Origin of the sequence: Salmonella sp. 32031103-2018-00083-FB-01-SM-01, assembly GCF_017571995.1 — a bacterium.
Lineage (GTDB): Bacteria > Pseudomonadota > Gammaproteobacteria > Enterobacterales > Enterobacteriaceae > Salmonella > Salmonella enterica.
Map to the genome: position 1 here is coordinate 1 of NZ_JAGEQL010000013.1, position 26,252 is coordinate 26,252.

General features: G+C 50.7%; 46 protein-coding genes and 1 pseudogene. 7 read left to right on the top strand and 40 right to left on the bottom strand.

All coding sequences use genetic code 11. The annotated features are described in order from the left end of the window. Positions 1-298: 298 nt before the first annotated feature. On the top strand, positions 299-853 hold the full coding sequence (locus J4614_RS21440; RefSeq protein WP_001285635.1) for a gamma carbonic anhydrase family protein: 555 nt from the start codon (positions 299-301) through the stop codon (positions 851-853). On the opposite strand, the gene J4614_RS21445 is transcribed toward J4614_RS21440, so the two are convergent. Genes J4614_RS21445 through dprA form a run of 6 tightly spaced genes read right to left on the bottom strand, consistent with a single transcriptional unit; the run spans position 829 to position 4,621 of the window. Continuing rightward, complete coding sequence (locus J4614_RS21445) at positions 829-1,086, bottom strand: DUF1488 domain-containing protein (RefSeq protein ID WP_001070577.1); 258 nt, start codon at positions 1,084-1,086, stop codon at positions 829-831. The genes J4614_RS21440 and J4614_RS21445 overlap by 25 nt on opposite strands. Next, on the bottom strand, positions 1,083-1,901 hold the full coding sequence (gene aroE / locus J4614_RS21450; RefSeq protein WP_076167051.1) for a shikimate dehydrogenase: 819 nt from the start codon (positions 1,899-1,901) through the stop codon (positions 1,083-1,085). Before aroE ends, J4614_RS21445 begins: the two co-directional genes overlap by 4 nt. A 4-nt stretch (positions 1,902-1,905) precedes the next feature. Beyond that, positions 1,906-2,478: an L-threonylcarbamoyladenylate synthase type 1 TsaC gene (tsaC, locus tag J4614_RS21455; protein ID WP_001065812.1), complete on the bottom strand. Its 573-nt coding sequence runs from the start codon at positions 2,476-2,478 to the stop codon at positions 1,906-1,908. A gap of 4 nt (positions 2,479-2,482) precedes the next feature. Continuing rightward, positions 2,483-3,025 (bottom strand): topoisomerase DNA-binding C4 zinc finger domain-containing protein, encoded by a 543-nt coding sequence (locus J4614_RS21460; protein ID WP_001129712.1) that lies wholly within the window; start codon positions 3,023-3,025, stop codon positions 2,483-2,485. Between the two features lie 26 nt (positions 3,026-3,051). Continuing rightward, on the bottom strand, positions 3,052-3,525 hold the full coding sequence (smg, locus tag J4614_RS21465) for a DUF494 family protein Smg (protein WP_000460663.1): 474 nt from the start codon (positions 3,523-3,525) through the stop codon (positions 3,052-3,054). Beyond that, entirely contained in the window at positions 3,497-4,621 is a 1,125-nt protein-coding gene (gene dprA, locus J4614_RS21470) for a DNA-protecting protein DprA (RefSeq protein ID WP_208293309.1), read from the bottom strand. Before dprA ends, smg begins: the two co-directional genes overlap by 29 nt. A gap of 131 nt (positions 4,622-4,752) precedes the next feature. Between dprA and def the strand changes: the two genes are divergently transcribed. From def to mscL, 5 genes are all read left to right on the top strand, one after another. Further along, positions 4,753-5,262 (top strand): peptide deformylase, encoded by a 510-nt coding sequence (gene def, locus J4614_RS21475; protein ID WP_000114987.1) that lies wholly within the window; start codon positions 4,753-4,755, stop codon positions 5,260-5,262. Between the two features lie 15 nt (positions 5,263-5,277). Continuing rightward, positions 5,278-6,225 carry a methionyl-tRNA formyltransferase gene (fmt, locus tag J4614_RS21480; RefSeq protein WP_001285174.1) on the top strand — a complete coding sequence of 316 codons (948 nt, stop codon included), beginning with the start codon at positions 5,278-5,280 and terminating at the stop codon, positions 6,223-6,225. Positions 6,226-6,276: 51 nt separating this feature from the next. Beyond that, positions 6,277-7,566 (top strand): 16S rRNA (cytosine(967)-C(5))-methyltransferase RsmB, encoded by a 1,290-nt coding sequence (gene rsmB, locus J4614_RS21485; protein ID WP_023208135.1) that lies wholly within the window; start codon positions 6,277-6,279, stop codon positions 7,564-7,566. Positions 7,567-7,587: 21 nt separating this feature from the next. Continuing rightward, entirely contained in the window at positions 7,588-8,964 is a 1,377-nt protein-coding gene (gene trkA / locus J4614_RS21490; RefSeq protein WP_000691374.1) for a Trk system potassium transporter TrkA, read from the top strand. Positions 8,965-9,105: 141 nt separating this feature from the next. After that, positions 9,106-9,519: a large-conductance mechanosensitive channel protein MscL gene (gene mscL / locus J4614_RS21495; RefSeq protein ID WP_000008119.1), complete on the top strand. Its 414-nt coding sequence runs from the start codon at positions 9,106-9,108 to the stop codon at positions 9,517-9,519. On the opposite strand, the gene J4614_RS21500 is transcribed toward mscL, so the two are convergent. From J4614_RS21500 to rpsJ, 31 genes are all read right to left on the bottom strand, one after another. Then, positions 9,455-9,724, bottom strand: a complete 270-nt coding sequence (locus J4614_RS21500) for an alternative ribosome-rescue factor A (RefSeq protein ID WP_001543084.1) — start codon at positions 9,722-9,724, stop codon at positions 9,455-9,457. The two genes, mscL and J4614_RS21500, sit on opposite strands and share 65 nt — an antisense overlap. 57 nt (positions 9,725-9,781) lie before the next feature. Next, positions 9,782-10,207 (bottom strand): Zn(2+)-responsive transcriptional regulator, encoded by a 426-nt coding sequence (zntR, locus tag J4614_RS21505; protein ID WP_000285585.1) that lies wholly within the window; start codon positions 10,205-10,207, stop codon positions 9,782-9,784. 10 nt (positions 10,208-10,217) lie between these two features. Continuing rightward, positions 10,218-10,586, bottom strand: coding sequence for a DUF1992 domain-containing protein (locus J4614_RS21510; protein WP_000266518.1), 369 nt, complete (start codon positions 10,584-10,586; stop codon positions 10,218-10,220). Between the two features lie 107 nt (positions 10,587-10,693). Next, positions 10,694-11,077, bottom strand: a complete 384-nt coding sequence (gene rplQ, locus J4614_RS21515) for a 50S ribosomal protein L17 (RefSeq protein WP_001216370.1) — start codon at positions 11,075-11,077, stop codon at positions 10,694-10,696. A 40-nt stretch (positions 11,078-11,117) separates the two neighbouring features. Further along, positions 11,118-12,107 carry a DNA-directed RNA polymerase subunit alpha gene (gene rpoA, locus J4614_RS21520; RefSeq protein ID WP_001162094.1) on the bottom strand — a complete coding sequence of 330 codons (990 nt, stop codon included), beginning with the start codon at positions 12,105-12,107 and terminating at the stop codon, positions 11,118-11,120. A 25-nt stretch (positions 12,108-12,132) separates the two neighbouring features. Continuing rightward, positions 12,133-12,753 carry a 30S ribosomal protein S4 gene (gene rpsD, locus J4614_RS21525; RefSeq protein WP_000135226.1) on the bottom strand — a complete coding sequence of 207 codons (621 nt, stop codon included), beginning with the start codon at positions 12,751-12,753 and terminating at the stop codon, positions 12,133-12,135. A gap of 33 nt (positions 12,754-12,786) precedes the next feature. After that, positions 12,787-13,176: a 30S ribosomal protein S11 gene (gene rpsK / locus J4614_RS21530; RefSeq protein WP_001029758.1), complete on the bottom strand. Its 390-nt coding sequence runs from the start codon at positions 13,174-13,176 to the stop codon at positions 12,787-12,789. Positions 13,177-13,192: 16 nt separating this feature from the next. Further along, positions 13,193-13,549: a 30S ribosomal protein S13 gene (gene rpsM / locus J4614_RS21535; protein WP_000090780.1), complete on the bottom strand. Its 357-nt coding sequence runs from the start codon at positions 13,547-13,549 to the stop codon at positions 13,193-13,195. 146 nt (positions 13,550-13,695) lie between these two features. Further along, positions 13,696-13,812: a 50S ribosomal protein L36 gene (gene rpmJ, locus J4614_RS21540; protein ID WP_000868187.1), complete on the bottom strand. Its 117-nt coding sequence runs from the start codon at positions 13,810-13,812 to the stop codon at positions 13,696-13,698. A gap of 31 nt (positions 13,813-13,843) precedes the next feature. After that, positions 13,844-15,175: a preprotein translocase subunit SecY gene (gene secY / locus J4614_RS21545; protein WP_001118864.1), complete on the bottom strand. Its 1,332-nt coding sequence runs from the start codon at positions 15,173-15,175 to the stop codon at positions 13,844-13,846. Positions 15,176-15,182: 7 nt separating this feature from the next. Continuing rightward, positions 15,183-15,617 (bottom strand): 50S ribosomal protein L15, encoded by a 435-nt coding sequence (gene rplO, locus J4614_RS21550; RefSeq protein WP_001238917.1) that lies wholly within the window; start codon positions 15,615-15,617, stop codon positions 15,183-15,185. A gap of 3 nt (positions 15,618-15,620) precedes the next feature. Continuing rightward, positions 15,621-15,800, bottom strand: a complete 180-nt coding sequence (rpmD, locus tag J4614_RS21555) for a 50S ribosomal protein L30 (RefSeq protein WP_001140434.1) — start codon at positions 15,798-15,800, stop codon at positions 15,621-15,623. 3 nt (positions 15,801-15,803) lie between these two features. Beyond that, positions 15,804-16,307, bottom strand: coding sequence for a 30S ribosomal protein S5 (gene rpsE, locus J4614_RS21560; RefSeq protein ID WP_000940121.1), 504 nt, complete (start codon positions 16,305-16,307; stop codon positions 15,804-15,806). A gap of 14 nt (positions 16,308-16,321) precedes the next feature. Continuing rightward, a complete protein-coding gene (rplR, locus tag J4614_RS21565; protein WP_000358956.1) occupies positions 16,322-16,675 on the bottom strand; it encodes a 50S ribosomal protein L18 in 354 nt (117 codons plus the stop codon). A gap of 9 nt (positions 16,676-16,684) precedes the next feature. Beyond that, positions 16,685-17,218: a 50S ribosomal protein L6 gene (gene rplF / locus J4614_RS21570; protein WP_000091939.1), complete on the bottom strand. Its 534-nt coding sequence runs from the start codon at positions 17,216-17,218 to the stop codon at positions 16,685-16,687. Between the two features lie 12 nt (positions 17,219-17,230). Beyond that, on the bottom strand, positions 17,231-17,623 hold the full coding sequence (gene rpsH, locus J4614_RS21575; RefSeq protein ID WP_000062611.1) for a 30S ribosomal protein S8: 393 nt from the start codon (positions 17,621-17,623) through the stop codon (positions 17,231-17,233). 33 nt (positions 17,624-17,656) lie between these two features. Continuing rightward, positions 17,657-17,962 carry a 30S ribosomal protein S14 gene (gene rpsN / locus J4614_RS21580; RefSeq protein WP_001118932.1) on the bottom strand — a complete coding sequence of 102 codons (306 nt, stop codon included), beginning with the start codon at positions 17,960-17,962 and terminating at the stop codon, positions 17,657-17,659. 14 nt (positions 17,963-17,976) lie between these two features. Continuing rightward, positions 17,977-18,516 (bottom strand): 50S ribosomal protein L5, encoded by a 540-nt coding sequence (gene rplE / locus J4614_RS21585; protein ID WP_001096206.1) that lies wholly within the window; start codon positions 18,514-18,516, stop codon positions 17,977-17,979. 14 nt (positions 18,517-18,530) lie between these two features. Then, positions 18,531-18,845 carry a 50S ribosomal protein L24 gene (gene rplX / locus J4614_RS21590; protein ID WP_000729185.1) on the bottom strand — a complete coding sequence of 105 codons (315 nt, stop codon included), beginning with the start codon at positions 18,843-18,845 and terminating at the stop codon, positions 18,531-18,533. Positions 18,846-18,855: 10 nt separating this feature from the next. Next, the gene (gene rplN, locus J4614_RS21595) at positions 18,856-19,227 is read right to left on the bottom strand and encodes a 50S ribosomal protein L14 (RefSeq protein WP_000613954.1); all 372 of its coding nucleotides are present in this window, start codon (positions 19,225-19,227) and stop codon (positions 18,856-18,858) included. Positions 19,228-19,390: 163 nt separating this feature from the next. Then, positions 19,391-19,645, bottom strand: a complete 255-nt coding sequence (rpsQ, locus tag J4614_RS21600) for a 30S ribosomal protein S17 (RefSeq protein WP_000130101.1) — start codon at positions 19,643-19,645, stop codon at positions 19,391-19,393. Continuing rightward, entirely contained in the window at positions 19,645-19,836 is a 192-nt protein-coding gene (gene rpmC / locus J4614_RS21605; RefSeq protein WP_000644742.1) for a 50S ribosomal protein L29, read from the bottom strand. The genes rpsQ and rpmC overlap by 1 nt, the downstream gene beginning before the upstream one ends. Continuing rightward, positions 19,836-20,246, bottom strand: a complete 411-nt coding sequence (rplP, locus tag J4614_RS21610; RefSeq protein ID WP_000941208.1) for a 50S ribosomal protein L16 — start codon at positions 20,244-20,246, stop codon at positions 19,836-19,838. Before rplP ends, rpmC begins: the two co-directional genes overlap by 1 nt. Positions 20,247-20,258: 12 nt before the next feature. Then, a complete protein-coding gene (gene rpsC, locus J4614_RS21615) occupies positions 20,259-20,960 on the bottom strand; it encodes a 30S ribosomal protein S3 (protein WP_000529945.1) in 702 nt (233 codons plus the stop codon). Between the two features lie 17 nt (positions 20,961-20,977). Further along, positions 20,978-21,310, bottom strand: a complete 333-nt coding sequence (gene rplV, locus J4614_RS21620) for a 50S ribosomal protein L22 (RefSeq protein ID WP_000447529.1) — start codon at positions 21,308-21,310, stop codon at positions 20,978-20,980. Positions 21,311-21,324: 14 nt separating this feature from the next. Next, on the bottom strand, positions 21,325-21,603 hold the full coding sequence (rpsS, locus tag J4614_RS21625; RefSeq protein ID WP_001138115.1) for a 30S ribosomal protein S19: 279 nt from the start codon (positions 21,601-21,603) through the stop codon (positions 21,325-21,327). A gap of 16 nt (positions 21,604-21,619) precedes the next feature. Next, positions 21,620-22,441: a 50S ribosomal protein L2 gene (rplB, locus tag J4614_RS21630; RefSeq protein ID WP_000301869.1), complete on the bottom strand. Its 822-nt coding sequence runs from the start codon at positions 22,439-22,441 to the stop codon at positions 21,620-21,622. 17 nt (positions 22,442-22,458) lie between these two features. After that, a complete protein-coding gene (gene rplW / locus J4614_RS21635; protein ID WP_000617546.1) occupies positions 22,459-22,761 on the bottom strand; it encodes a 50S ribosomal protein L23 in 303 nt (100 codons plus the stop codon). Beyond that, positions 22,758-23,363, bottom strand: coding sequence for a 50S ribosomal protein L4 (gene rplD / locus J4614_RS21640; protein WP_000424395.1), 606 nt, complete (start codon positions 23,361-23,363; stop codon positions 22,758-22,760). The genes rplW and rplD overlap by 4 nt, the downstream gene beginning before the upstream one ends. Positions 23,364-23,373: 10 nt before the next feature. Then, complete coding sequence (gene rplC, locus J4614_RS21645) at positions 23,374-24,003, bottom strand: 50S ribosomal protein L3 (protein WP_000579838.1); 630 nt, start codon at positions 24,001-24,003, stop codon at positions 23,374-23,376. Positions 24,004-24,035: 32 nt separating this feature from the next. Then, positions 24,036-24,347: a 30S ribosomal protein S10 gene (gene rpsJ / locus J4614_RS21650; protein ID WP_001181005.1), complete on the bottom strand. Its 312-nt coding sequence runs from the start codon at positions 24,345-24,347 to the stop codon at positions 24,036-24,038. A gap of 379 nt (positions 24,348-24,726) precedes the next feature. Here rpsJ and hopD point away from each other — a divergent pair, with 379 nt between their 5' ends. Continuing rightward, complete coding sequence (hopD, locus tag J4614_RS21655) at positions 24,727-25,194, top strand: A24 family peptidase (RefSeq protein WP_000495847.1); 468 nt, start codon at positions 24,727-24,729, stop codon at positions 25,192-25,194. Here hopD and bfr read toward each other — a convergent pair. The 3 genes and pseudogenes from bfr to tuf form a co-directional block, all read right to left on the bottom strand. Continuing rightward, positions 25,191-25,667, bottom strand: a complete 477-nt coding sequence (bfr, locus tag J4614_RS21660) for a bacterioferritin (protein WP_000675530.1) — start codon at positions 25,665-25,667, stop codon at positions 25,191-25,193. The two genes, hopD and bfr, sit on opposite strands and share 4 nt — an antisense overlap. Positions 25,668-25,739: 72 nt before the next feature. After that, positions 25,740-25,934: a bacterioferritin-associated ferredoxin gene (gene bfd / locus J4614_RS21665; RefSeq protein ID WP_000289082.1), complete on the bottom strand. Its 195-nt coding sequence runs from the start codon at positions 25,932-25,934 to the stop codon at positions 25,740-25,742. Between the two features lie 184 nt (positions 25,935-26,118). Further along, a pseudogene (tuf, locus tag J4614_RS21670) lies at positions 26,119-26,252 on the bottom strand (elongation factor Tu); the annotation flags it as partial.

The following is a 26,252-nucleotide window of genomic DNA, read 5'->3' on the forward strand; positions in this document are numbered from 1 at the left end:
GGTGGCGTATATTACGCTTTCCTCTTTCAGAGTCAACCCTGAATTTCAGGATTTTTCTCTTCAACCGACCGGCTGTTTGTGTGAAGTGATTCACATCCGCCGTGTCGATGGAGGCGCATTATAGGGATCCCATTTTTTTGCACAAGCGTTTTTTGGATCTTTTTTTCTGTTTGTTGATTTTTCATCCCTTTCGCTCCATTCCTGCGCAAAGTGGCGATTTTTTGATGCTATCTCCCCTTGCACAACGCCATTAAAGCAACCAAAGTCTTCATGACTATTCATTTATGATGAGGTAGACATGTCTGACACATTACGTCCTTATAAGGATCTTTTTCCTGAAATCGGTCAGCGCGTGATGATCGATACCAGCAGCGTGGTTATTGGCGATGTCCGTCTGGCGGATGATGTCGGGATCTGGCCGCTTGTGGTGATTCGCGGCGATGTGAATTACGTTGCGATAGGGGCTCGTACGAACATTCAGGATGGCAGCGTTCTTCACGTAACCCACAAGTCTCCATCCAATCCACACGGCAACCCATTAATCATTGGCGAAGATGTTACCGTTGGCCATAAAGTTATGCTGCACGGCTGTACCATCGGTAACCGCGTACTGGTCGGTATGGGCTCCATTGTGCTGGATGGCGCGATAATAGAAGATGACGTAATGATTGGCGCGGGAAGCCTGGTGCCGCAGCACAAACGGCTGGAAAGCGGCTATTTATATCTTGGCAGTCCGGTAAAACAGATCCGCCCCCTGAGCGATGCTGAGAGATCGGGCCTGCAGTACTCCGCCAATAACTATGTAAAATGGAAAGACGACTATCTTTCTCAGGATAACCATATCCAACCGTGATCGTCTTCCTGCTGGGCCAGGATTAATGCTTCAGCCTCTTCTTCCAGGTCCCAGCGATACTCACGAAAAATGGCCAGCCATTGCTCCGCTGTTTCTCCACCAAAGCGATACGCCAGTACATCTTTTTTTATTGCACACGTGAGTTGCATCCCATTGACCATGGCGGGAAAGATGACAGCGCTGGCGGCAGTATCCCATTCTTCGCGGTCAGGAAATTGTATGGCCTGGTTCACGCTAATAATTCCTGCTGTAGCAGCTCAATCACTGGCTCGACCTGCGGTAATACACCGTGCCAAAGCAAAACGGCGTGTGCAGCCTGCCCCACCAGCATTCCCAGCCCATCTGCGTAACGTTTTGCGCCCTGTTGTACACACCAGGAGAGAAATGGCGTATTCCCTTTTTGATAGAACATGTCATAGCAACAGAGGGAAGGGTGAATAAGTGACGCCGGAATCGCCGGGATTTCGCCCCGTATGCCGCTGGAGGTCGCATTAATAATCAGGTCAAACTCACAACTATCCAGCTTGTCCATATCCGTGGCATGAACGCTGCCGGTATGAGCAAAGATTTTCGCCAACGCTTCGGCACGTGAAGCTGTACGGTTAGTGATAGTGACCGCGCAATCCAAAGAAAGCAGGGGTAACAGCACGCCCCGGGATGCGCCGCCCGCGCCAATCAGCAAAATACGCAATCCTGGGCGGATAAAATTTAAACGTTCGAGATCGCTTAATAAACCGATACCGTCAGTATTGTCGCCAAGCAAACGACCATCTTCCAGCCGTTTTAATGTATTGACGGCTCCCGCCAGCGATGCTCGTTCCGTTAACTCATCCGAACGCGCAAACGCCTCCTCTTTAAAAGGTACTGTGATGTTTGCGCCTTTTCCCCCTGCCGCGAAAAAGGCATCAAGCGTATTAATGAAATTATTAATAGGGGCCAGCACGCGACCATAGGGGTGAACAATATCTAGCTGCTGAGCAAATTGCTGATGAATAAATGGCGATTTGCTGTGCGCAATCGGATTTCCAAAAACAGCATAGGTTTCCATCATATTACCCCTGTCGAAACAGTTCGCCCGTCAGAGCATCGCGAATTTCTGAAGGATTTAAACGCCCACCCGTTGCGCCTTCAACCACCGGAAAATCATCGCCAAATTGCGCACGCACCTCTTCAATGGTACGACATGGCGGTAATCCGCTCAGATTGGCGCTGGTGGAAACCAGCGGTTTGCCATACGCATTGCATAGCGCGACCACCAGCGGGTGGTTGGTAACACGAACGGCCAGGGAATCAAAACGTCCCGTGAGCCACCGCGGCGTTGTCGCGGGCGCAGGAAAAACAAACGTTACCGGCCCGGGCCAGCAATCAAATACCGCTTTACGCTGTGCGGCGGTAAGTATGCTGTCATCAATATAAGGTTTTAACTGCTCAAAGCTGGCGGCAATCAAAATGAGTCCCTTATCGACGGGCCGTTGTTTTAACGCCAGCAGGCGCGTAACGGCTGTTTCACTATCGGGATCGCAGCCGACGCCGAAAACGGCTTCTGTTGGATAAGCGATGACATTTTCTTTATTCAGGAGATCTACCGCTGCGGCGATAGATCCTGTTGGCAGGCTATTATTCACTTGTTTATTCCACCGGAACCGGCTTTCCACATTGTTTACTGGCGCAAAAGCGCTTCACGCCCTGCGCGGTTTTCTTTTCGATGAGTAGCGGATAATGGCACTCGGGGCATTCCCCCGCAACCGGTGTGAAGTTAATGACGAACTGACATTCCGGGTAGCGATCGCAGGAATGAAAGATTTTACCGTAACGAGAACGGCGCTGGACCAAATGTCCTTGCTGGCAGGCTGGACAGGCAATCGCCGTTTCATCCGGTTTATCAATAACCACTGTATGTTCACATTGCGGATACTGACTGCATCCGATGAACATGCCAAAGCGCCCCTGACGCAGCACCAGCACGGCGCCACACTCAGGGCACGGTTGCCCCTCCAGAATTTTAACGATATGTCCGTCCGCCTGACTTTTCAGCGGACGAACGTAATCGCATTCCGGATAGCGAGAACAGCCGAGAAACGGACCATGTTTCCCGGAACGAATGACCAGTTCGGCCCCGCACTGCGGGCAGGGCTCATTTTTACGCACCGAAAACAGTGCTGATTTAGCCATATTCACTCATGCAGCATTAACACCTATCAATGCAGCATACCTTCATTTACCTCAAAGAGTAATTCTTCCATTTGCTGATAGGCGTTTTCACAGCCCGGAATGTTGAATAACACCATCAAAATAACCCATTTCAAGTCTTCCAGGTCAAACTCTGCGGTATCCAGCGCCAGCACACGCTCAATCACCATTTCTCGTGTTTCGAGGTTTAGCACCTGAATCTGCTCAAGGAATAACAGGAACCCCCGGCAACTGGCATCAAGCCTTTCACACTCTTCAACCGTATAAATGCGCATTGAAAGAGGATCGGAAGCAAGTTGCATGGGTTCCGCGAGGCCATCCTGATAGTCAGCGAGTTTTTCCAGCCACAGCAGCGCATTGTAGATGTCTTCGCGATCAAACCCAGCGTCGGTGAGATCACGCTCCAGTCTGTCCTGATCCACGCGCAGCTCGGCTTCGTTATGGATGTATGTTTCAAACAAATACATTAGTACGTCGAACATGGCTTGCCCTCCTTAATCGGACATAGCCGCCGGGTACAGCTGCGATCCATCCTGCTAACTCCAGTTCGAGTAGCTGAGCCACTACCGCTGGCACAGGTTGGCCGGCACGTTCAGCGACGACGTCAACAGGTGTTACCTCATCTCCTACGTTAGCCAGGAGCTCAGGAAATGGCAATGCCGCCTCATCCTGATTTAGTGAATAAAGTGAATTTTCCGCCGTAGTTGGCAACCAGTGTAAGCCGTATTGCAAATTTTCCAGAATATCCTCCGGCGTCGTCACAAGCGTGGCCCCTTGTTTAATTAACCAGTGCGTGCCTTCGCTTCCCGGACTACCGATAGGGCCTGGTAATGCAAAAACGTCCCGCCCCTGTTCAAGCGCGCAGCGCGCCGTCACCAACGAACCGCTGCGCAACGCCGCCTCAATCACCAGCACGCCTTTGCTCAGTCCGCTGATGATACGGTTTCTGCGAGGAAAATTTTGCGGTAGCGGAGGCGTTGAAAGCGGAAATTCTGAGACCACTGCGCCGCCGGTGGCAATCAAGTTTTCAGCCAGCACGGCATGTCGGCGAGGATAAATCTTTGCCAAACCATTCCCTAACACCGCTACACTTTTTCCCCCCATACTCACCGCGGCGTTGTGTGCTACGCCATCAATTCCCCGGGCAAGGCCGCTGGTGATCGTCAAACCGCTTTTCGCAAGGCTTTCGCAAAGCAGACGTCCCCAGCGTTCTCCATACCAGGAGTGGCTCCGGCTTCCTACGACGGCAAGCTGGCAGGTATGCAGACAGGCAGGATCGCCGTCAATAAAAATAGCGCCGGGATAATCGTCAATAGCACGCAGTTGGGGAGGATAAATCTCACTATCCGCACACAGAAAATGGTGCTGCGGTAGTTCAAGCCAGCGTAATGTCTCATCAAGCACACCTGCTGGAAGCTGTAAAAAACGTTCAGCTTGCCGCGCGGTAAGACCAGCCTCCTGAAGGTGCGTGCGATTTATCTGAGGCTGGTGAATAAGCGAATTCGCCATGTTCAACATCGCCTCGCCATAAAGGTCGCCGACGTACATTAAACGTAACCAAATTTCGGTACGGGCCATCCTTTCCCTCCCCTGCCACAAGCAGTCTGAACAATCTTTGCGATTGGTCACTGATGCTGTCAATCAGGTGGGGATTTGTCTAGAATAGAGGTAATAATCTTTTCAACTCCTGAACACAACTCTGGATAATTATGTCAGTTTTGCAAGTGTTACATATTCCGGACGAGCGCCTTCGCAAAGTCGCAAAGCCGGTTGAAGAAGTGAATGCAGAAATTCAGCGTATCGTCGATGATATGTTCGAAACGATGTACGCGGAAGAAGGTATCGGTCTGGCCGCAACGCAGGTCGATATCCACCAGCGGATCATCGTGATTGACGTTTCGGAAAACCGCGACGAGCGCCTGGTACTCATTAACCCGGAATTGCTGGAGAAAAGTGGCGAAACGGGTATAGAAGAAGGCTGTCTGTCGATTCCGGAACAGCGCGCTTTAGTGCCGCGCGCCGAGAAAGTGAAAATCCGCGCGCTGGATCGCGACGGCAACCCGTTTGAGCTTGAAGCGGATGGTTTACTGGCAATCTGCATTCAGCATGAGATGGATCACCTGGTCGGTAAACTGTTTATCGATTATTTGTCGCCGCTGAAGCAACAACGTATTCGTCAGAAAGTAGAAAAACTCGACCGCCTGAACGCCCGGGCTTAAAGGACAAGAACCAACGTGTCAGATTCACTACGTATTATTTTTGCGGGTACACCTGACTTTGCAGCGCGTCATCTCGACGCGCTGTTAACTTCTGGACATAACGTTGTCGGCGTATTTACCCAACCCGATCGTCCAGCAGGTCGCGGCAAAAAGTTGATGCCCAGCCCGGTAAAAGTGCTGGCGGAAGAAAAAGGCCTGCCCGTTTTCCAGCCCGTGTCGCTTCGTCCTCAGGAAAACCAGCAACTGGTTGCTGACTTACATGCCGACGTCATGGTTGTCGTAGCATATGGTCTGATTCTCCCAAAGGCAGTGCTGGATATGCCCCGTCTCGGATGTATCAACGTTCACGGTTCGCTGCTTCCACGCTGGCGCGGCGCGGCGCCTATTCAGCGCTCACTCTGGGCAGGCGATGCGGAAACCGGCGTCACAATTATGCAGATGGATGTAGGGCTGGATACCGGCGACATGCTGTATAAACTTGCGTGCCCGATTACCGCAGAAGATACCAGTGGCTCACTGTATAATAAGTTGGCTGAACTTGGCCCGCAGGGGTTAATTACCACACTAAAACAACTGGCGGACGGCACAGCGACGCCTGAAGCGCAGAATGAAGCGCTGGTCACTCATGCGGAAAAGCTCAGTAAAGAAGAAGCGCGTATTGACTGGTCTCTCTCCGCAGCACAGCTGGAGCGTTGCATTCGCGCCTTTAATCCGTGGCCAATGAGCTGGCTGGAAATCGACGGTCAGCCGGTAAAAGTCTGGCAGGCGTCCGTCATTGAGGACGCCACGCAGTCGCTGCCGGGAACTATTCTGGCCGCGACGAAACAGGGCATTCAGGTTGCAACAGGCAAGGGGATATTAAATTTGCTTTCGCTTCAGCCTGCCGGCAAAAAAGCGATGAGCGCCCAGGATCTGTTAAATTCACGCCGGGAATGGTTTATTCCTGGTAACCGTCTTGCCTGACGGTCACGCCTTTATAAGCCCGGTGTTACCGGGCATTTTTATTTTATACATATGAAAAAACAAAACAATTTACGTAGTCTGGCAGCACAGGCCGTTGAACAGGTCGTCGAGCAGGGACAATCATTAAGTAATGTGCTCCCGCCGCTGCAACAAAAAGTCGCCGATAAAGACAAAGCGCTACTTCAGGAGCTGTGCTTTGGCGTCCTGCGCACCCTTTCACAGCTGGAATGGCTGATCAATAAGCTGATGTCTCGTCCAATGACCGGCAAGCAGCGTACTGTGCATTACTTAATTATGGTCGGCTTTTATCAGTTGCTGTACACCCGCGTCCCTCCCCATGCGGCGCTGGCTGAAACCGTTGAAGGCGCGGTCGCCATCAAACGTCCGCAGTTGAAAGGGTTAATTAACGGCGTCCTGCGCCAGTTCCAGCGCCAGCAGGAAACGTTGCTTAATGAGTTTGCGACCAGCGATGCGCGCTTTTTACATCCAGGTTGGCTGGTAAAGCGTTTGCAAAATGCTTACCCCACACAGTGGCAACGCATTATTGATGCGAATAACCAGCGTCCGCCTATGTGGCTACGTGTAAATCGTACACACCATACCCGCGACGGTTGGCTTGGCTTACTTGAAGACGCAGGCATGAAGGGATATCCGCATCCCGATTATCCCGACGCTGTACGTCTGGAAACGCCAGCTCCGGTACATGCTTTACCCGGTTTTGCTGAGGGTTGGGTAACTGTCCAGGATGCCTCTGCGCAGGGATGTGCGGTTTTTCTCGCTCCTCAGAACGGTGAGCACATTTTAGACTTGTGCGCCGCGCCCGGCGGTAAAACCACGCATATTCTCGAAGTGGCCCCCGAAGCAGACGTGTTGGCGGTTGATATTGATGAACAACGGCTCTCCCGCGTTTACGACAACCTAAAGCGTCTTGGGATGAAAGCGACAGTTAAACAAGGGGATGGTCGTTATCCCGCCCAATGGTGCGGCGAGCAGCAGTTTGACCGTATTCTGCTGGATGCGCCCTGCTCCGCAACCGGCGTCATTCGCCGTCATCCAGATATCAAATGGCTGCGTCGCGATCGCGATATCGCGGAACTGGCGCAATTACAGGCGGAAATCCTTGATGCCGTCTGGCCGCGCCTGAAGCCCGGCGGGACGCTGGTTTACGCCACCTGTTCCGTACTGCCGGAAGAAAACCGCGATCAGATCAAAACCTTTTTGCAACGCACTCCCGATGCCGCACTCAGCGAAACGGGAACACCTGATCAGCCAGGACAGCAAAATCTGCCGGGCGGCGAAGAAGGTGATGGGTTCTTTTACGCTAAGCTAATCAAGAAGTGATGAGATAACGGGCCACGACTGATGAAAATTATCATACTGGGCGCAGGGCAAGTTGGCGGAACACTGGCGGAAAACCTGGTCGGCGAAAACAACGACATCACGGTGGTTGATACCAACGGCGAACGGTTACGCAGTTTGCAAGATAAGTTCGATCTACGCGTAGTTCAGGGGCATGGTTCGCATCCCCGCGTGTTGCGCGAAGCGGGCGCTGACGATGCGGATATGCTGGTCGCTGTCACCAGTTCAGATGAAACTAATATGGTTGCCTGTCAGGTAGCCTATTCACTCTTCAACACTCCAAACCGTATCGCCCGCATTCGCTCCCCGGACTATGTTCGCGATGCGGATAAACTCTTTCATTCTGAAGCGGTTCCGATTGATCATCTGATAGCGCCGGAGCAGTTGGTTATCGATAATATTTATCGTCTGATCGAGTATCCAGGAGCATTACAGGTTGTAAACTTTGCCGAAGGGAAAGTCAGTCTGGCAGTAGTAAAAGCCTACTATGGCGGTCCACTAATAGGTAACGCGCTCTCGACAATGCGAGAGCATATGCCGCATATCGATACCCGCGTTGCCGCAATTTTCCGCCATGACAGACCAATCCGTCCTCAGGGCTCGACTATCGTGGAAGCAGGGGATGAAGTCTTCTTTATTGCGGCTTCACAGCATATCCGTGCAGTAATGAGCGAATTACAGCGTCTGGAAAAACCCTACAAGCGCATCATGCTGGTGGGCGGCGGCAATATCGGCGCCGGGCTGGCAAGGCGTCTGGAAAAAGACTATAGCGTTAAATTGATCGAACGCGATCAACAACGCGCCGCAGAACTGGCTGAGAAACTGCAAAACACGATCGTCTTTTTTGGCGACGCTTCCGATCAGGAATTGCTGGCGGAGGAGCATATTGATCAGGTCGATCTCTTTATCGCGGTCACTAACGATGATGAAGCCAATATCATGTCCGCGATGTTGGCTAAGCGGATGGGTGCCAAAAAAGTGATGGTGCTGATTCAGCGTCGAGCTTATGTCGATCTTGTGCAGGGTAGCGTTATAGATATTGCGATTTCTCCGCAGCAGGCCACCATCTCTGCATTACTGAGCCATGTGCGTAAAGCAGATATCGTCGGCGTTTCCTCACTACGTCGCGGGGTTGCCGAAGCCATCGAAGCCGTCGCGCACGGCGATGAAAGCACTTCCCGCGTGGTTGGCCGCGTCATTGACGAAATTAAACTGCCGCCAGGCACCATTATTGGCGCGGTCGTTCGCGGTAATGATGTCATGATTGCTAATGACAATTTGCGCATTGAACAAGGCGATCACGTCATTATGTTTTTGACCGATAAAAAGTTTATTACCGACGTCGAACGTCTGTTCCAGCCAAGTCCTTTCTTCCTCTAATTTAAGGGGCGCTCATTCAGCGCCCTTTTTAATTCCCTTTATTTATCAAGGTTTAATTTATTTCGCTAAACAGAAGCCGTAAATGGAAAATGCCTTAGCATTTGTTAAACTTATAACGTCAGCTGCATAGGGAGAATAAAAATGAGTTTTATTAAAGAATTTCGCGAATTCGCGATGCGCGGGAATGTTGTGGATTTGGCAGTGGGTGTCATTATTGGCGCGGCATTCGGTAAGATTGTTTCTTCACTGGTTGCCGATATCATTATGCCGCCGTTGGGATTGTTAATCGGCGGGATCGACTTTAAACAATTTGCTTTTACGTTACGCGAAGCGCAGGGAGATATTCCGGCGGTCGTCATGCATTACGGCGTGTTTATCCAGAACGTATTTGATTTTGTGATTGTGGCCTTTGCTATCTTTGTTGCCATTAAGCTTATCAACAGACTCAACCGTAAAAAAGCAGAAGAGCCGGCAGCTCCGCCAGCGCCTTCTAAAGAGGAAGTGTTATTGGGCGAAATCCGCGATCTGCTGAAAGAACAAAATAACCGTTCTTAATAAGCAGAAGGCCAGTGGTAAAAAAGTCACTTACTTTCTTGCCACTGGCCTCCCAGTTCCCTCGATTACCGTGTTTACCTTTACGCAGATAACTTCCTTTGCCTTTCTTATTTTTTTCAACGCGTTGCCTGAACAGTGGATCATGCAGTAATGCCTCAATGGCATTGTCCTTTATCTGCCCTTTCTTATGTTGATAACGACTCATAATGTCTCCCGATTGTATAAATTAACGGCGCGAGTGTAGCCCCGCCGGTTCAATAAATCAACATCCTGATTTCGCTCCACTGGCCCCCTGCTCCAGGGCTTCCAGAATGGAACAATAGACGCTACTGTGGGCCGTTCCGCAACAAGCATCATTAAGCCTTTGTAACGAACGCTGCATCGTTTGCAGTTCCGCAATCCTGGCTTCAACCTCCTGCAATCGCTCTTGCACAATACTTTTTGACTCCTGACAGGTATGGTGCTCAGGATCAATTCGGATCGATAAAAGTTCGCGGATCGAGTCGAGCGTGAAACCCAACTGTCGCGCATAACGAATAAATTTGAGACGCTGCAGATCGTTTTCGGTATACAGACGAAACCCGCCTTCAGTACGTACCTCATGATCCATCATCTGCTGTTTTTCATAGTAGCGAATGGTATCAGGCGTTACGTCTGCCAGCTTTGCCAGCTCACCAATGCGATACATACAAGCTCCGTTAATTATCGTTGATTTTATGCAGCAGTTTTTGTGCATACTCACCGTGTAAAAAGTCGGTACTCAACCCAGCCTGCCGAAGTTTTAGTTCAAGCAGCGAGAGCTGGCGACTAACCTGATGGTATCGAGGGTCATCTTCCCGGATACTGTTGAGGATATCAAGTAACTGAATAGCGTCTCTGCGCTGCTCCAGTTCAGGGGGAAGACAGCCCGCATTCTTGAGTAAGCGATAACCCGCACGAAGTTCCGCCGGCACATGAGAATCATCATCCAGAATAAGCGGCTCGCCGCGGCCAGGCAGATTATCCAACTCGCCTTTACGCTGTGCCTCGATAATATGACGCTCTGCCCACTGGTCAAGTAACCACATACGTCGCTCCAGGGATTGAACGAAAAGAATACAATTATTGTAGATATATGGGGTTCAGGAGGGTATAAAAAAACCCGCCGAAGCGGGTTTTTTTACGTTACTACAGATTACTCTGCAGCAGCTTCTGTTTTCTCTGAACGATCAACCAGCTCGATGTATGCCATCGGCGCGTTGTCGCCTGCACGGAAGCCACACTTCAGAATGCGAGTGTAACCACCGGCGCGGCTCGCGAAACGCGGGCCCAGCTCGTTAAACAGTTTTGCCACGATCTCGTTATCACGAGTACGGGCGAATGCCAGACGACGATTAGCAACGCTATCAGTCTTGGCAAGAGTAATCAGCGGCTCAACTACGCGACGCAGCTCTTTCGCTTTAGGCAGGGTCGTCTTGATGATTTCATGACGAACCAGTGAACCTGCCATGTTGCGGAACATAGCCTGGCGATGGCTGCTGTTGCGGTTCAGTTGACGACCACTCTTACGATGGCGCATGACCTTATCCTTCTCAGTAAAACCTTAACCTGTGATCCGGTTACTCGTCAGCGATGCTTGCCGGTGGCCAGTTTTCCAGGCGCATACCCAGAGACAGTCCACGGGAAGCCAGCACGTCTTTAATCTCGGTAAGAGATTTTTTACCCAGGTTAGGCGTCTTAAGAAGCTCAACCTCGGTACGCTGTACCAGATCACCGATATAGTGGATAGCTTCTGCCTTGAGGCAGTTAGCAGAGCGGACAGTCAATTCCAGATCGTCAACAGGGCGCAGCAGGATCGGATCGAATTCTGGTTTCTCTTCTTTCACTTCCGGTTGACGTACATCACGTAAATCAACGAAAGCTTCCAGTTGTTCAGCCAGGATGGTTGCCGCACGACGAATCGCCTCTTCAGGATCGATTGTGCCGTTGGTTTCCATTTCGATGACCAGCTTGTCCAGGTCGGTACGCTGTTCTACACGCGCTGCTTCAACATTGTAGGCAATACGCTCTACAGGGCTGTAGCAGGCGTCGACCAGCAGACGGCCGATTGGGCGCTCATCTTCTTCCGAATGAATTCGGGTAGAAGCCGGCACATAACCACGACCGCGCTGAACTTTGATACGCATACTAATAGACGCGTTTTCATCGGTCAGGTGGCAGATCACGTGCTGCGGCTTGACGATTTCGACATCCCCATCATGGGTGATATCGGCTGCAGTCACAGGGCCAATGCCAGATTTATTCAAGGTAAGAATAACTTCATCTTTACCCTGAACTCTCACCGCCAGCCCTTTCAGGTTGAGCAGGATTTCCAGGATGTCTTCCTGAACGCCTTCTTTGGTGCTGTACTCATGTAGTACACCATCAATCTCAACCTCGGTCACCGCGCAACCCGGCATCGATGAGAGCAGAATACGGCGCAGTGCGTTACCCAGAGTATGGCCGAAGCCACGCTCTAAAGGCTCAAGGGTCACCTTGGCGTGCGTCGAACTCACTTGCTCGATATCTACCAGGCGCGGTTTTAGAAACTCTGTCACAGAACCCTGCATTGTGTCCTCTCTTTGGTACTAAGCTTTACTTGGAGTAAAGCTCGACGATCAGGTGTTCGTTAATGTCCGCAGACAGATCAGAACGCTCAGGCTTACGCTTGTACGTACCTTCCATCTTGCCAGCATCAACTTCCAGCCAGGTTGGCTTTTCACGCTGCTCAGCCAGCTCCAGAGCGGCTTTCACGCGAGACTGCTTCTTCGCTTTCTCACGAATGCTAACAACGTCATTCGGACTAACCTGATAAGAAGCGATGTTAACAACACGACCGTTTACCATAATTGCTTTATGGCTAACCAGCTGACGTGCTTCTGCACGAGTGGCGCCGAAGCCCATACGGTATACAACGTTGTCCAGACGACCTTCCAGCAGAGCCAACAGGTTTTCACCGGTGTTGCCTTTCAGACGTGCTGCTTCTTTGTAGTAGTTACGGAACTGACGCTCCAGCACACCGTAAATGCGGCGAACTTTTTGCTTTTCACGCAACTGCACACCATAGTCAGACAGACGCGGCTTACGCGCACCGTGCTGGCCAGGAGCTTGTTCAATTTTACACTTGGTATCGATCGCGCGAACGCCAGACTTAAGGAATAAGTCGGTGCCCTCACGACGGCTCAGCTTGAGCTTAGGACCCAAATATCTTGCCATTTTCTTTCTCCAACTAACCTGGAAAACGAAGCGTTATACGCGACGTTTTTTCGGCGGACGACAACCGTTATGAGGGATCGGAGTCACATCAGTAATATTAGTGATGCGGAAACCAGCGGCGTTCAGAGCACGAATAGTAGATTCGCGGCCTGGACCCGGACCTTTAACCATAACTTCCAGATTCTTGATACCGTATTCTTTCACGGCGTCAGCGCAACGCTCTGCTGCAACCTGAGCTGCAAACGGAGTGGATTTGCGAGAACCACGGAAACCGGAACCACCGGCTGTTGCCCAACCCAGCGCATTACCCTGACGATCGGTAATAGTCACGATGGTGTTGTTGAAAGAAGCATGGATATGAGCCACGCCGTCAGAGACTTGTTTTCTTACACGTTTACGTGCGCGAACTGGTGCCTTTGCCATTATTCAATCACCCCGATTATTTCTTGATCGGTTTGCGCGGACCCTTACGGGTACGAGCGTTGGTCTTGGTACGCTGACCGCGAACCGGGAGACCACGACGATGACGCAAACCGCGATAGCAACCAAGATCCATCAGGCGCTTGATGCTCATGCTGATTTCACGGCGCAGATCACCTTCAACGACAAATTTGGCAACTTCGTCACGCAGCGTGTCGATTTGTTCTTCAGACAGCTCACTGATCTTAACATTTTCAGCGATACCCGCTGCAGCCAGGATGGCTTTAGAACGGGTCTTGCCGACACCGTAGATCGAAGTTAACGCGATCACGGCGTGTTTCTGATCAGGAATGTTAATGCCTGCTATACGGGCCACTATGCACTCCTACTATTTAATATGTACGTACCATGCTGAAAAGCCCGTTTTCAGGATACTCAAATGGAAACGTACAGACATACAAAAGATTGGCTGGCTAATCTAGCCAGCTCAACCCAACTTTGCAAGAAAAATATGCGAAAAAATCAGCCTTGGCGCTGTTTATGCTTCGGCTCGGCACTGCAAATCACACGGATGACACCATCACGCTTAACGATTTTGCAGTTACGGCATAATTTCTTGACGGAAGCACGAACTTTCATTTTTACTCTCCGTAACTTCTCAGGCGACCAATTAACGGCCGTAGCCTTTCAGGTTCGCCTTCTTCAATGCAGACTCATACTGACTGGACATCATCAGAGTTTGCACTTGAGCCATAAAGTCCATAATCACGACAACAACGATAAGCAGTGAGGTCCCACCGAAGTAGAACGGCACTTTCATTGCATCACGCATGAACTCCGGGATCAGGCAGATAAAGGTAATATACAGCGCACCAACCAAGGTCAGGCGGGTCATTACTTTATCGATATACTTCGCCGTTTGCTCTCCCGGACGAATTCCTGGTACAAATGCACCGGACTTCTTCAGGTTATCTGCTGTTTCACGCGGGTTGAAAACCAACGCCGTGTAGAAGAAACAGAAGAAGATGATTGCAGACGCATAGAGTAACACATAAAGCGGTTGCCCAGGCTGCAAATACAGCGAAATTGTTGTCAGCCAGTTCCAACCAGTACCGCCCCCGAACCATGACGCGATGGTCGCCGGGAACAGAATAATACTGGAAGCGAAGATTGCCGGGATTACCCCCGCCATATTCACTTTCAGCGGTAAATGTGTGCTCTGTGCAGCATAGACACGACGACCTTGCTGACGTTTGGCGTAGTTTACCACAATACGGCGTTGACCACGTTCAACGAATACTACAAAGAACGTCACTGCAAATACTAATACTGCAACCAACAGCAACACGAGGAAGTGCAGGTCGCCTTGACGCGCTTGCTCGATAGTATGGGCAATGGCTGGCGGGAGTCCCGCAACGATACCAGCGAAGATGATGATTGAGATACCGTTACCGATACCGCGCTCAGTAATCTGTTCGCCGAGCCACATCAGGAACATGGTTCCTGTAACCAGACTTACAACAGCGGTGAAATAGAACGCAAAGCCTGGATTCATCACCAGGCCCTGCATACCAGGCATATTCGGCAAACCGGTAGCAATACCGATCGACTGGAATATCGCCAGCACCAGAGTACCGTAACGGGTGTACTGGCTGATCTTACGACGACCAGACTCCCCTTCTTTCTTAATTTCTGCCAGCGTTGGATGAACCACCGTCAACAGCTGGATAATGATCGACGCCGAAATATACGGCATGATCCCCAGGGCAAAGATAGAAGCACGGCTGAGAGCACCACCAGAGAACATGTTGAACATTTCAATGATGGTGCCTCGCTGTTGCTCAAGCAGTTTGGCAAGTACAGCGGCATCAATACCAGGGATCGGAATAAAAGAGCCAATACGGAACACAATCAGCGCGCCGATAACAAACAGCAGTCTGCGTTTCAGCTCACCTAAGCCACCTTTGGCACTTTGAAAATCTAATCCCGGTTGTTTAGCCATCTGCTACTTATTCCTCGATTTTACCGCCAGCAGCTTCGATAGCAGCACGAGCGCCTTTAGTAACACGCAGGCCACGAACAGTTACCGGAGTAGTGACTTCGCCAGCCAAGATCACTTTCGCGAACTCGATCTGGATACCGATAATGTTTGCCGCTTTCAGCGTGTTCAGGTCTACAACGCCGCCTTCTACTTTCGCCAGGTCAGACAGACGAACTTCGGCTGTAATCGCTGCTTTGCGAGAAGTGAAGCCGAATTTCGGCAGACGACGGTACAGAGGCATCTGACCACCCTCGAAACCGCGACGTACGCCACCGCCAGAACGAGACTTCTGACCTTTGTGACCACGACCACCGGTTTTACCGAGGCCAGAACCGATACCACGACCCAGGCGTTTACCCGCCTTTTTGGAGCCTTCGGCCGGAGACAGAGTATTTAAACGCATCTCTTACTCCTCAACTTTAACCATGAAGGAAACCGCGTTGACCATACCACGAACAGCAGGAGTATCCTCGCGCTCTACGGTGTGGCCAATACGACGCAGACCCAGGCCAAGCAGCGTTGCCTTGTGTTTCGGCAGACGACCGATTGCACTGCGGGTTTGAGTAATTTTAATAGTCTTTGCCATGGTTTATTTCCCCAGAATTTCTTCAACGGATTTACCACGCTTGGCAGCGACCATTTCTGGAGAATTCATATTTTCCAGGCCATCAATAGTTGCACGAACCACGTTGATCGGGTTGGTGGAACCGTATGCTTTAGCCAGAACGTTATGAACCCCAGCAACTTCCAGAACGGCGCGCATTGCACCACCGGCGATGATACCGGTACCTTCGGAAGCTGGCTGCATGAATACACGAGACCCCGTGTGAACACCTTTAACCGGGTGCTGCAGGGTGCCGTTGTTCAGCGCGACGTTAATCATATTGCGACGGGCTTTTTCCATCGCTTTCTGGATCGCTGCTGGAACTTCACGCGCTTTACCGTAACCAAAACCTACGCGACCGTTACCATCGCCTACTACAGTCAGAGCTGTGAAGGAGAAAATACGACCACCTTTAACGGTTTTAGATACGCGGTTTACCGCGATCAGCTTTTCCTGCAGTTCGCCAGCTTGTTTTTCGATGTGAGCCATCTTACACCTCTACCTTAGAACTGAAGGCCAGCTTCACGGGCAGCATCTGCCAGTGCCTGGACACGACCATGATATTGGAACCCGGAACGGTCAAAGGACACATCTTTGATGCCTTTTTCCAGAGCGCGTTCAGCGACAGCTTTACCCACAGCTGCAGCCGCGTCTTTGTTACCGGTGTACTTCAGTTGTTCAGCGATAGCTTTTTCTACAGTAGAAGCAGCTACCAGAACTTCAGAACCGTTCGGTGCAATTACCTGTGCGTAAATATGACGCGGGGTACGATGTACCACCAGGCGAGTTGCGCCCAGCTCTTTGAGCTTGCGGCGTGCGCGGGTCGCACGACGGATACGAGCAGATTTCTTATCCATAGTGTTACCTTACTTCTTCTTAGCCTCTTTGGTACGCACGACTTCGTCGGCGTAACGAACACCCTTGCCTTTGTAAGGCTCAGGACGACGGTAGGCGCGCAGATCTGCTGCAACCTGGCCGATCACCTGCTTATCAGCGCCTTTCAGCACGATTTCAGTTTGAGTCGGACATTCAGCAGTGATACCTGCCGGCAGCTGATGGTCAACCGGGTGAGAGAAACCTAAAGACAGGTTTACTACATTCCCTTTAACCGCTGCACGATAACCTACACCAACCAGCTGCAGCTTCTTAGTGAAGCCTTCGGTAACACCGATAACCATTGAGTTCAGCAGGGCACGCGCAGTACCAGCCTGTGCCCAACCGTCTGCGTAACCATCACGCGGACCGAAGGTCAGTGCATTATCTGCATGTTTAACTTCAACAGCATCGTTGAGAGTACGAGTCAGCTCGCCGTTTTTACCTTTGATCGTAATAACCTGACCGTTGATTTTGACATCAACGCCGGCAGGAACAACGACCGGTGCTTTAGCAACACGAGACATTTTTTCCTCCGATTAGGCTACGTAGCAGATAATTTCGCCACCAAGACCAGCCTGGCGCGCTGCACGATCAGTCATAACACCTTTAGAGGTAGAAACAACTGCGATACCCAGACCGGCCATAACTTTCGGCAGCTCATCTTTACGTTTGTAGATGCGCAGACCTGGGCGGCTGACACGCTGAATGCTTTCTACAACAGCTTTACCCTGGAAATACTTAAGAGTCAGTTCCAGTTCCGGCTTGGTGTCGCCTTCAACTTTAAAATCTTCAATAAAACCTTCTTCCTTCAGCACGTTGGCAATTGCCACTTTCAGCTTGGAGGAAGGCATGGTGACCGCAGCTTTGTTCGCGGCCTGACCGTTACGGATACGGGTCAGCATATCCGCGATCGGATCTTGCATGCTCATCTGTCTTTACTCCCGTGATTCAATTGGTGACAATTACCAGCTAGCCTTTTTCAGACCCGGAATTTCACCGCGCATAGCGGCTTCACGGACCTTAATACGGCTCAACCCGAACTTCCGCAGGAAAGCGTGCGGACGACCAGTTTGACGGCAGCGGTTACGCTGACGTGACGGGCTGGAATCACGCGGCAGAGTCTGCAGCTTAAGAACCGCATTCCAACGATCTTCGTCGGTTGCGTTCACATCAGAGATGATCGCTTTCAGTTCAGCGCGTTTCGCGAAGTATTTATCAGCTAAAGCTACGCGTTTTACTTCGCGTGCTTTCATTGATTGCTTAGCCATTTAGTAACCCTACCTTACTTGCGGAACGGGAAGTCAAAGGCAGCCAGCAGAGCACGGCCTTCTTCGTCAGATTTCGCAGTAGTGGTAATGGTAATATCCAAACCACGAACGCGGTCGACTTTATCGTAGTCGATTTCTGGGAAGATGATCTGCTCACGGACACCCATGCTGTAGTTACCACGACCGTCGAATGACTTAGCGGACAAGCCACGGAAGTCACGGATACGAGGAACAGCAATAGTGATCAGGCGCTCAAAGAACTCCCACATGCGTTCGCCACGCAGAGTTACTTTACAGCCGATCGGATAGCCCTGACGGATTTTGAAGCCTGCAACAGATTTGCGTGCTTTGGTGATCAACGGTTTTTGACCGGAGATTGCTGTCAGGTCTGCTGCTGCGTTATCCAGCAGTTTCTTGTCAGCGATCGCTTCACCAACACCCATGTTCAGGGTGATCTTCTCGACCCGAGGGACTTGCATGACAGAATTGTAGTTAAACTCAGTCATGAGTTTGTTAACTACTTCGTCTTTGTAGTAATCATGCAGTTTCGCCATCGTACTACTCCAAATTACTTGATAGTTTCGCTGTTAGACTTGAAGAAACGGACTTTTTTGCCGTCTTCGAATCTAAAGCCTACACGGTCAGCCTTGCCGGTTGCCGCATTGAAGATTGCAACGTTAGAAACCTGAATTGCAGCTTCTTTTTCAACGATGCCGCCCGGTTGGTTCAGAGCCGGAACCGGCTTCTGGTGTTTCTTAACCAGGTTGATACCTTCAACAATGACCTTGCCGGAAGACAGGACATTCTTAACTTTACCGCGTTTACCTTTATCTTTACCGGTTAACACGATAACTTCGTCATCACGACGGATTTTCGCTGCCATGATTCGCTCCTTAGAGTACTTCTGGTGCCAGAGAGATAATTTTCATGAACTTCTCGTTACGAAGTTCACGAGTTACCGGCCCAAAAATACGCGTACCGATAGGCTGCTCGCTGTTATTGTTTAAAATAACGCATGCATTACCATCGAAGCGAATGACAGAACCGTCCGGGCGACGAACACCCTTCTTGGTGCGCACCACTACCGCCTTCAGCACATCACCTTTTTTGACCTTACCACGCGGAATCGCTTCTTTGATGGTGATCTTAATGATGTCGCCTACGCCTGCGTAGCGACGGTGCGAGCCACCCAGAACCTTGATACACATTACGCGACGTGCACCGGAGTTGTCGGCGACGTTCAGCATAGTCTGTTCTTGGATCATTTTAGTGCTCCGCTAATGTCAACTACTACTGAGACCCGAAAATCAGGTCGTTAAAAAAACCCCATATCGAGGGCGCGGCATTATAACACCGCAAATCAGATATGGGTAGAAAAAATAAACGGCCCATCGCTGAGCCGTTTATTCGTTGAGAATGCGTACTGTATTACAGAACCGCTTTCTCTACAACGCGAACCAGAGTCCAGGATTTGGTCTTGGACAGCGGACGGCATTCGCGGATTTCAACCACGTCGCCGATACCGCATTCGTTGTTCTCGTCATGTACGTGCATTTTGGTCGTACGCTTGATGAATTTACCGTAGATCGGGTGTTTCACAAAACGTTCGATAGCAACAACAATGGATTTCTCCATTTTGTCGCTAACCACGCGACCTTGCAGAGTACGGATTTTATCGGTCATTACGCACCCGCCTTCTCAGTCAGTAAAGTCTTAACGCGTGCGACATCACGACGCACTTGCTTCAACAGGTGAGACTGTTGCAGCTGGCCACTTGCAGCCTGCATACGCAGGTTGAACTGCTCACGCAGCAGGTTCAGTAGCTCGGTGTTCAGCTCTTCAACGCTCTTCTCACGCAGCTCTTTTGCTTTCATTACATCACCGTCTTAGTTACAAAGGTGGTTTTAATCGGCAGTTTCGCTGCTGCCAGCTTGAATGCTTCACGGGCCAGCTCTTCCGGTACGCCGTCCATTTCATACAGGACTTTACCCGGCTGAATCAAGGCAACCCAATACTCCACGTTACCTTTACCTTTACCCATACGCACTGCCAGCGGCTTTTCAGTGATCGGTTTGTCCGGGAATACACGGATCCAGATCTTACCTTGACGCTTAACTGCACGGGTCATAGCACGACGTGCTGCTTCGATCTGACGGGCAGTCAGACGACCACGGCCAACAGCTTTCAGGCCGAAGCTGCCGAAGCTAACATCCGCGCCTGCAGCCAGACCACGGTTGCGGCCTTTGTGCATTTTACGGAATTTTGTACGCTTTGGTTGTAACATCAGCGACGCTCCTTATTTACGGCCTTTACGCTGCTGCTTTTTCGGTTGAGCAGCCGGTTTTTCCGGTTGTTCAACAGCAGCCATACCACCCAGGATCTCGCCTTTGAAGATCCACACTTTAACGCCGATTACACCATAAGTGGTGTGCGCTTCAGAGGTGTTGTAGTCGATGTCAGCACGCAGAGTGTGCAGCGGTACGCGACCTTCGCGGTACCATTCGGTACGTGCGATTTCCGCGCCGCCCAGACGGCCGCTAACTTCAACTTTGATACCTTTAGCGCCCAGACGCATGGCGTTCTGTACAGCACGCTTCATCGCACGACGGAACATAACGCGACGTTCCAGCTGAGAAGTGATGCTGTCAGCAACCAGTTTAGCGTCCAGTTCAGGTTTACGAACTTCGGCGATGTTGATCTGTGCAGGAACGCCAGCGATATCCGCTACGACCTTACGCAGTTTTTCTACGTCTTCACCTTTTTTACCGATAACGATACCCGGGCGAGCGGTGTGAATAGTCACACGGATGCTCTTAGCCGGACGCTCGATAACGATACGAGATACAGACGCTTTAGCCAGTTCCTTCGTCAGGTACTGACGTACTTTAAAATCGCTGTCCAGGTTGTCAGCGAATTCTTTGGTGTTCGCAAACCAGGTAGAGTTCCATGGTTTTACAATACCCAGGCGAATACCATTAGGATGTACTTTCTGACCCATTGCTAGTCTCCAGAGTCTCAGCGATCGGACACAACCACAGTGATGTGGCTGGTGCGCTTCAGGATGCGATCTGCACGACCTTTTGCACGCGGCATAATGCGCTTCATGCTCGGGCCTTCGTCTACGAAAATTTTCGTAACTTTCAGATCGTCAATGTCAGCGCCATCGTTGTGTTCAGCGTTAGCAATGGCAGATTCCAGAACTTTCTTGACCAGTACAGCCGCTTTCTTGTTGGTGTAGGTCAGAATATCCAGAGCCTGCGACACTTTCTTACCGCGAATCAGGTCAGCAACAAGGCGAACCTTCTGAGCAGAAGAACGAGCATGGCGATGTTTAGCGATAGTTTCCATCTCTTCCTCCTACCTTATTTCTTCTTCGCTTTTTTATCAGCAGCGTGGCCGCGATAAGTACGAGTCGGTGCGAATTCACCCAGTTTGTGACCGACCATTTCGTCGGAAACAAATACCGGAACGTGCTGACGACCATTATGGACAGCGATGGTCAAACCGATCATGTTAGGAAAGATCGTTGAACGACGGGACCAAGTGCGCAGGGGCTTCTTGTCTCCGCTTTCCACCGCTTTCTCTACCTTCTTCAGCAAGTGCAGGTCAATAAAAGGACCTTTCTTGAGAGAACGTGGCATGGCTTATCCTCTAAAATTATTTGCTACGGCGACGTACGATGAATTTATCAGTACGCTTGTTGCTGCGGGTCTTCTTACCTTTGGTCTGAACGCCCCACGGAGTTACCGGGTGCTTACCAAAGTTACGACCTTCACCACCACCATGTGGGTGGTCTACTGGGTTCATCGCAGTACCGCGAACGGTAGGACGAACGCCACGCCAGCGTGCAGCACCTGCTTTACCCAGAACGCGCAGCATATGCTCAGCATTGCCAACTTCGCCCAGGGTTGCACGGCAGTCTGCTTCGACTTTACGCATTTCACCAGAACGCAGACGCAGGGTGACATAAGCGCCATCGCGAGCAACGATCTGAACGTAAGTACCAGCGGAACGCGCCAGCTGACCGCCTTTGCCTGGTTTCATTTCTACGTTATGAACGGTAGAACCAACCGGGATATTGCGCATCGGCAGGGTGTTGCCTGCTTTGATTGCAGCATCAACGCCAGACTGAATCTGGTCGCCAGCTTTCAGGCCTTTCGGGGCCAGGATGTAACGGCGTTCGCCGTCTTTGTACAGAACCAGCGCGATGTTCGCGGAACGGTTCGGATCGTACTCAAGACGTTCAACAACTGCCGGGATACCGTCTTTGTTGCGTTTGAAGTCAACAATACGATAAGCCTGTTTGTGACCACCACCGATATGACGAGTGGTGATACGGCCATTGTTGTTACGACCACCGGATTTGCTGTTTTTTTCAACCAGCGGAGCAAAAGGTTTGCCCTTGTGCAGCTCTGGGTTGACCACTTTAACGACGTGGCGACGACCCGGAGATGTCGGTTTACATTTAACAACTGCCATTGTATTACTCCTCCGACTTACTCAGCGCCGCCGACGAAGTCCAGATTCTGGCCTTCTTTCAGGGTGACGTAAGCTTTTTTCCAGTCGCTACGACGACCGATACGCTGTCCGTGACGTTTAACTTTCCCTTTAACAACCAGGGTGTTAACGACTTCGACTTCGACTTCAAACAGTTTCTGCACAGCAGCTTTGATTTCTGCTTTGGTCGCGTCTTTAGCAACTTTGAGAACGATGGTGTTAGTTTTTTCCATCGCAGTAGACGCTTTTTCAGAAACGTGCGGTGCGCGCAGCACCTTCAGCAGACGTTCTTCACGAATCATGCCAGCATCTCCTCAACTTGCTTAACAGCATCAGCAGTCATTACGACTTTGTCGAAGGCGATCAGGCTAACCGGGTCGATACCAGTCGCATCGCGTACGTCAACCTTGTGCAGGTTACGTGCGGCCAGGAACAGGTTCTCGTCCAGCTCACCGGTGATGATCAGCACATCTTCCAGAGCCATGTCTTTCAGTTTCTGTGCCAGCAGCTTAGTTTTCGGCGCTTCTACAGAGAACTTCTCGACAACGATCAGACGATCCTGACGTACCAGTTCGGACAGGATGCTTTTCAGCGCGCCGCGGTACATCTTCTTGTTAACTTTTTGACTGTGGTCCTGCGGACGAGCAGCGAAGGTCACGCCACCGGAACGCCAGATCGGGCTCTTGATAGAACCTGAACGCGCACGGCCAGTGCCTTTCTGGCGCCACGGTTTTTTACCGGAACCAGTTACTTCAGCACGAGTCTTCTGAGCACGAGTACCCTGACGAGCACCAGCTGCATAAGCAACAACAACCTGGTGAACCAGCGCTTCGTTGAAATCACGACCGAAGGTAGTTTCGGAAACAGTCAGCGCGCTCTGCGCGTCTTTCAATACTAATTCCATTGCTATCCCCTTACGCCTTCACAGCTGGTTTAACGATCAGGTCGCAACCGGTTGCACCCGGAACACCACCCTTAACCAGCAGCAGGTTGCGCTCAGCGTCAACGCGTACTACGTCAAGGCTCTGAACGGTTACGCGCTCATTACCCATCTGACCTGCCATTTTCTTGCCTTTGAACACTTTGCCCGGAGTCTGGTTCTGACCGATAGAACCCGGAACGCGGTGAGACAAGGAGTTACCGTGAGTAGCGTCCTGGGTACGGAAGTTCCAGCGCTTAACGGTACCAGCGAAACCTTTACCTTTAGAGGTACCGGTTACGTCAACTTTTTTAACGTCAGCAAACAGTTCAACGCTGATGCTCTGACCTACGGTGTATTCTTCGCCTTCAGCCAGACGGAATTCCCACAGACCACGGCCAGCTTCTACGCCAGCTTTAGCAAAGTGACCCGCTTCCGGCTTGGTGACACGGTTAGCTTTTTTAGCACCCGTAGTAACCTGAACAGCGCGGTAGCCATCGTTAGCCAGGTCTTTAACCTGAGTAACACGGTTTGCTTCAACTTCGATTACGGTTACTGGGATAGAGACGCCATCTTCAGTGAAGATGCGGGTCATACCCACTTTTTTACCGACTAAACCAATCATTGTATCAACCTCTCAATCGCTCGATGACCTGATTAACCCAGGCTGATCTGCACGTCTACACCGGCAGCCAGGTCCAGACGCATCAGAGCATCAACGGTTTTCTCGGTTGGCTCAACGATGTCAACCAGACGCTTGTGAGTGCGAATTTCGTACTGATCGCGCGCATCTTTGTTAACGTGCGGAGAGATCAGAACGGTAAAGCGCTCTTTGCGGGTCGGCAGCGGGATCGGACCGCGAACCTGCGCACCAGTGCGCTTGGCAGTCTCGACGATTTCCGCGGTTGATTGATCGATCAGACGATGATCAAACGCTTTCAGGCGGATACGGATTCTTTGGTTCTGCATGAGACCAGAGCTCCAATTATTTTATAAACGAAAATGATTACTCCTCACACCCATTACGATTGATGGGAGAGTGTAACCGTTCTTACGTAGCTCCCCGATTGGGAGCATTGTTAAATAGCCAAATCGGCTATTCGAGGTTCAAATCGAACCTGCCGTCAATTACGACAAGCCCGCGCATTATACGTAAATCTCAGCCTGACGCAAGTGTCGGATAGAAATTAAGCGCTTTATTCTTATGCGAGCATGATTCCAGATGGTACGCATGGGATGGCAACGCGCATCTTTTCTTTGGAAGGCATCAGGCAAATCTGGCGATACGTCGTTGTCGCTGTCGCATAAATCTATAAAGGTGAGCACAAGCCTTGACGAGGATTTGCTTATGTTTGTTGCCCTCCCCTTTCTCATTTTTTATGCGTCGTTCTCTTTATTACTTGGCATATACGACGCGCGTACCGGTCTGTTGCCTGACCGGTTTACCTGTCCATTACTGTGGGGTGGTCTGCTTTATCACCAGATTTGCCTGCCGGAGCGTTTACCGGATGCGCTTTGGGGTGCTATCGCCGGCTATGGCGGATTCGCGTTAATTTACTGGGGCTATCGCCTGCGTTATCAGAAAGAGGGGCTTGGATATGGCGACGTCAAGTACCTTGCAGCCTTAGGAGCGTGGCATTGTTGGGAAACACTGCCGTTACTGGTTTTCCTTGCCGCCATGTTGGCCTGTGGCGGGTTTGGCGTCGCGCTACTGGTGAGAGGTAAATCGGCATTAATAAACCCGCTACCTTTTGGGCCATGGCTGGCGGTGGCGGGTTTCATAACAGGTTGGAAAGCTTTCTTTCCAGACGGTTAATCGGTAACCTTGATTTGTGATTGCAGATAATTTTGCATACCAAGTTTGGCAATCAAATCCAGCTCAGTTTCCAGCCAGTCGATGTGACCTTCCTCGTCGGCAAGAATTTCAATCATCATATCCCGGCTGACATAATCATGAACGCTATCGGCATAGGCTATTGCCTCACGTAGATCTTTTGCGCCTTCCAGTTCGAGCCGGAGATCCGATCGTAGCATCTCTTCGACATCTTCACCGATGCCCAGCTTGCCCAGATCCTGTAGGTTCGGTATGCCTTCCAGAAATAAAATACGCTCAATATACTTATCGGCGTGTTTCATCTCATCAATGGATTCATGGTACTCAACATCATTAAGCCGGGTCAGCCCCCAGTTTTTGAACATACGGGCATGAAGAAAATACTGATTAATTGCGACAAGCTCATTTCCCAATAGTTTATTGAGATAATTTATGATTTTAACATCACCTTTCATTTTATAGTCCCTCCGCTTCCACTCTCTAGAGCGTAGATGGGGCTACAGGGATGTCAAAAAAAAGAGTGTGACTCAGGCGATCTCTTTAAATTCCGGCATTTGCGTTAACTCATCCTGCATCACTTCTCGCGCGGCGCGAATACACTTACCACATTGATTTCCCACAGGAATAAATTTACGCAACTGTTGAAATGACTGTGGATGAAATTGTCGTACAGCCTGGCGGATTTTTTTATCGCTTATACCATTACACAAACAAACGTACATGATCGCTCCCGTTCAATTTCCGCACAAAGTGTAAATGAGAATGGTTATGATTACAATAGCACAAAGCGATTTACGCCATGGGAGAAGCGTTAAAAAGGGTGAATAAATATAACAGCGGCTAAATAGCAGGCAACAAAAAGGGCGCCGAAGCGCCCTCTTCAATTCAAAACTAATTAACGAGTAATTAGCCCAGAACTTTAGCAACAACGCCCGCGCCAACGGTACGGCCGCCTTCACGGATTGCGAAACGCAGACCGTCGTCCATTGCGATCGGGTGGATCAGGGTAACAACCATTTTGATGTTGTCGCCCGGCATTA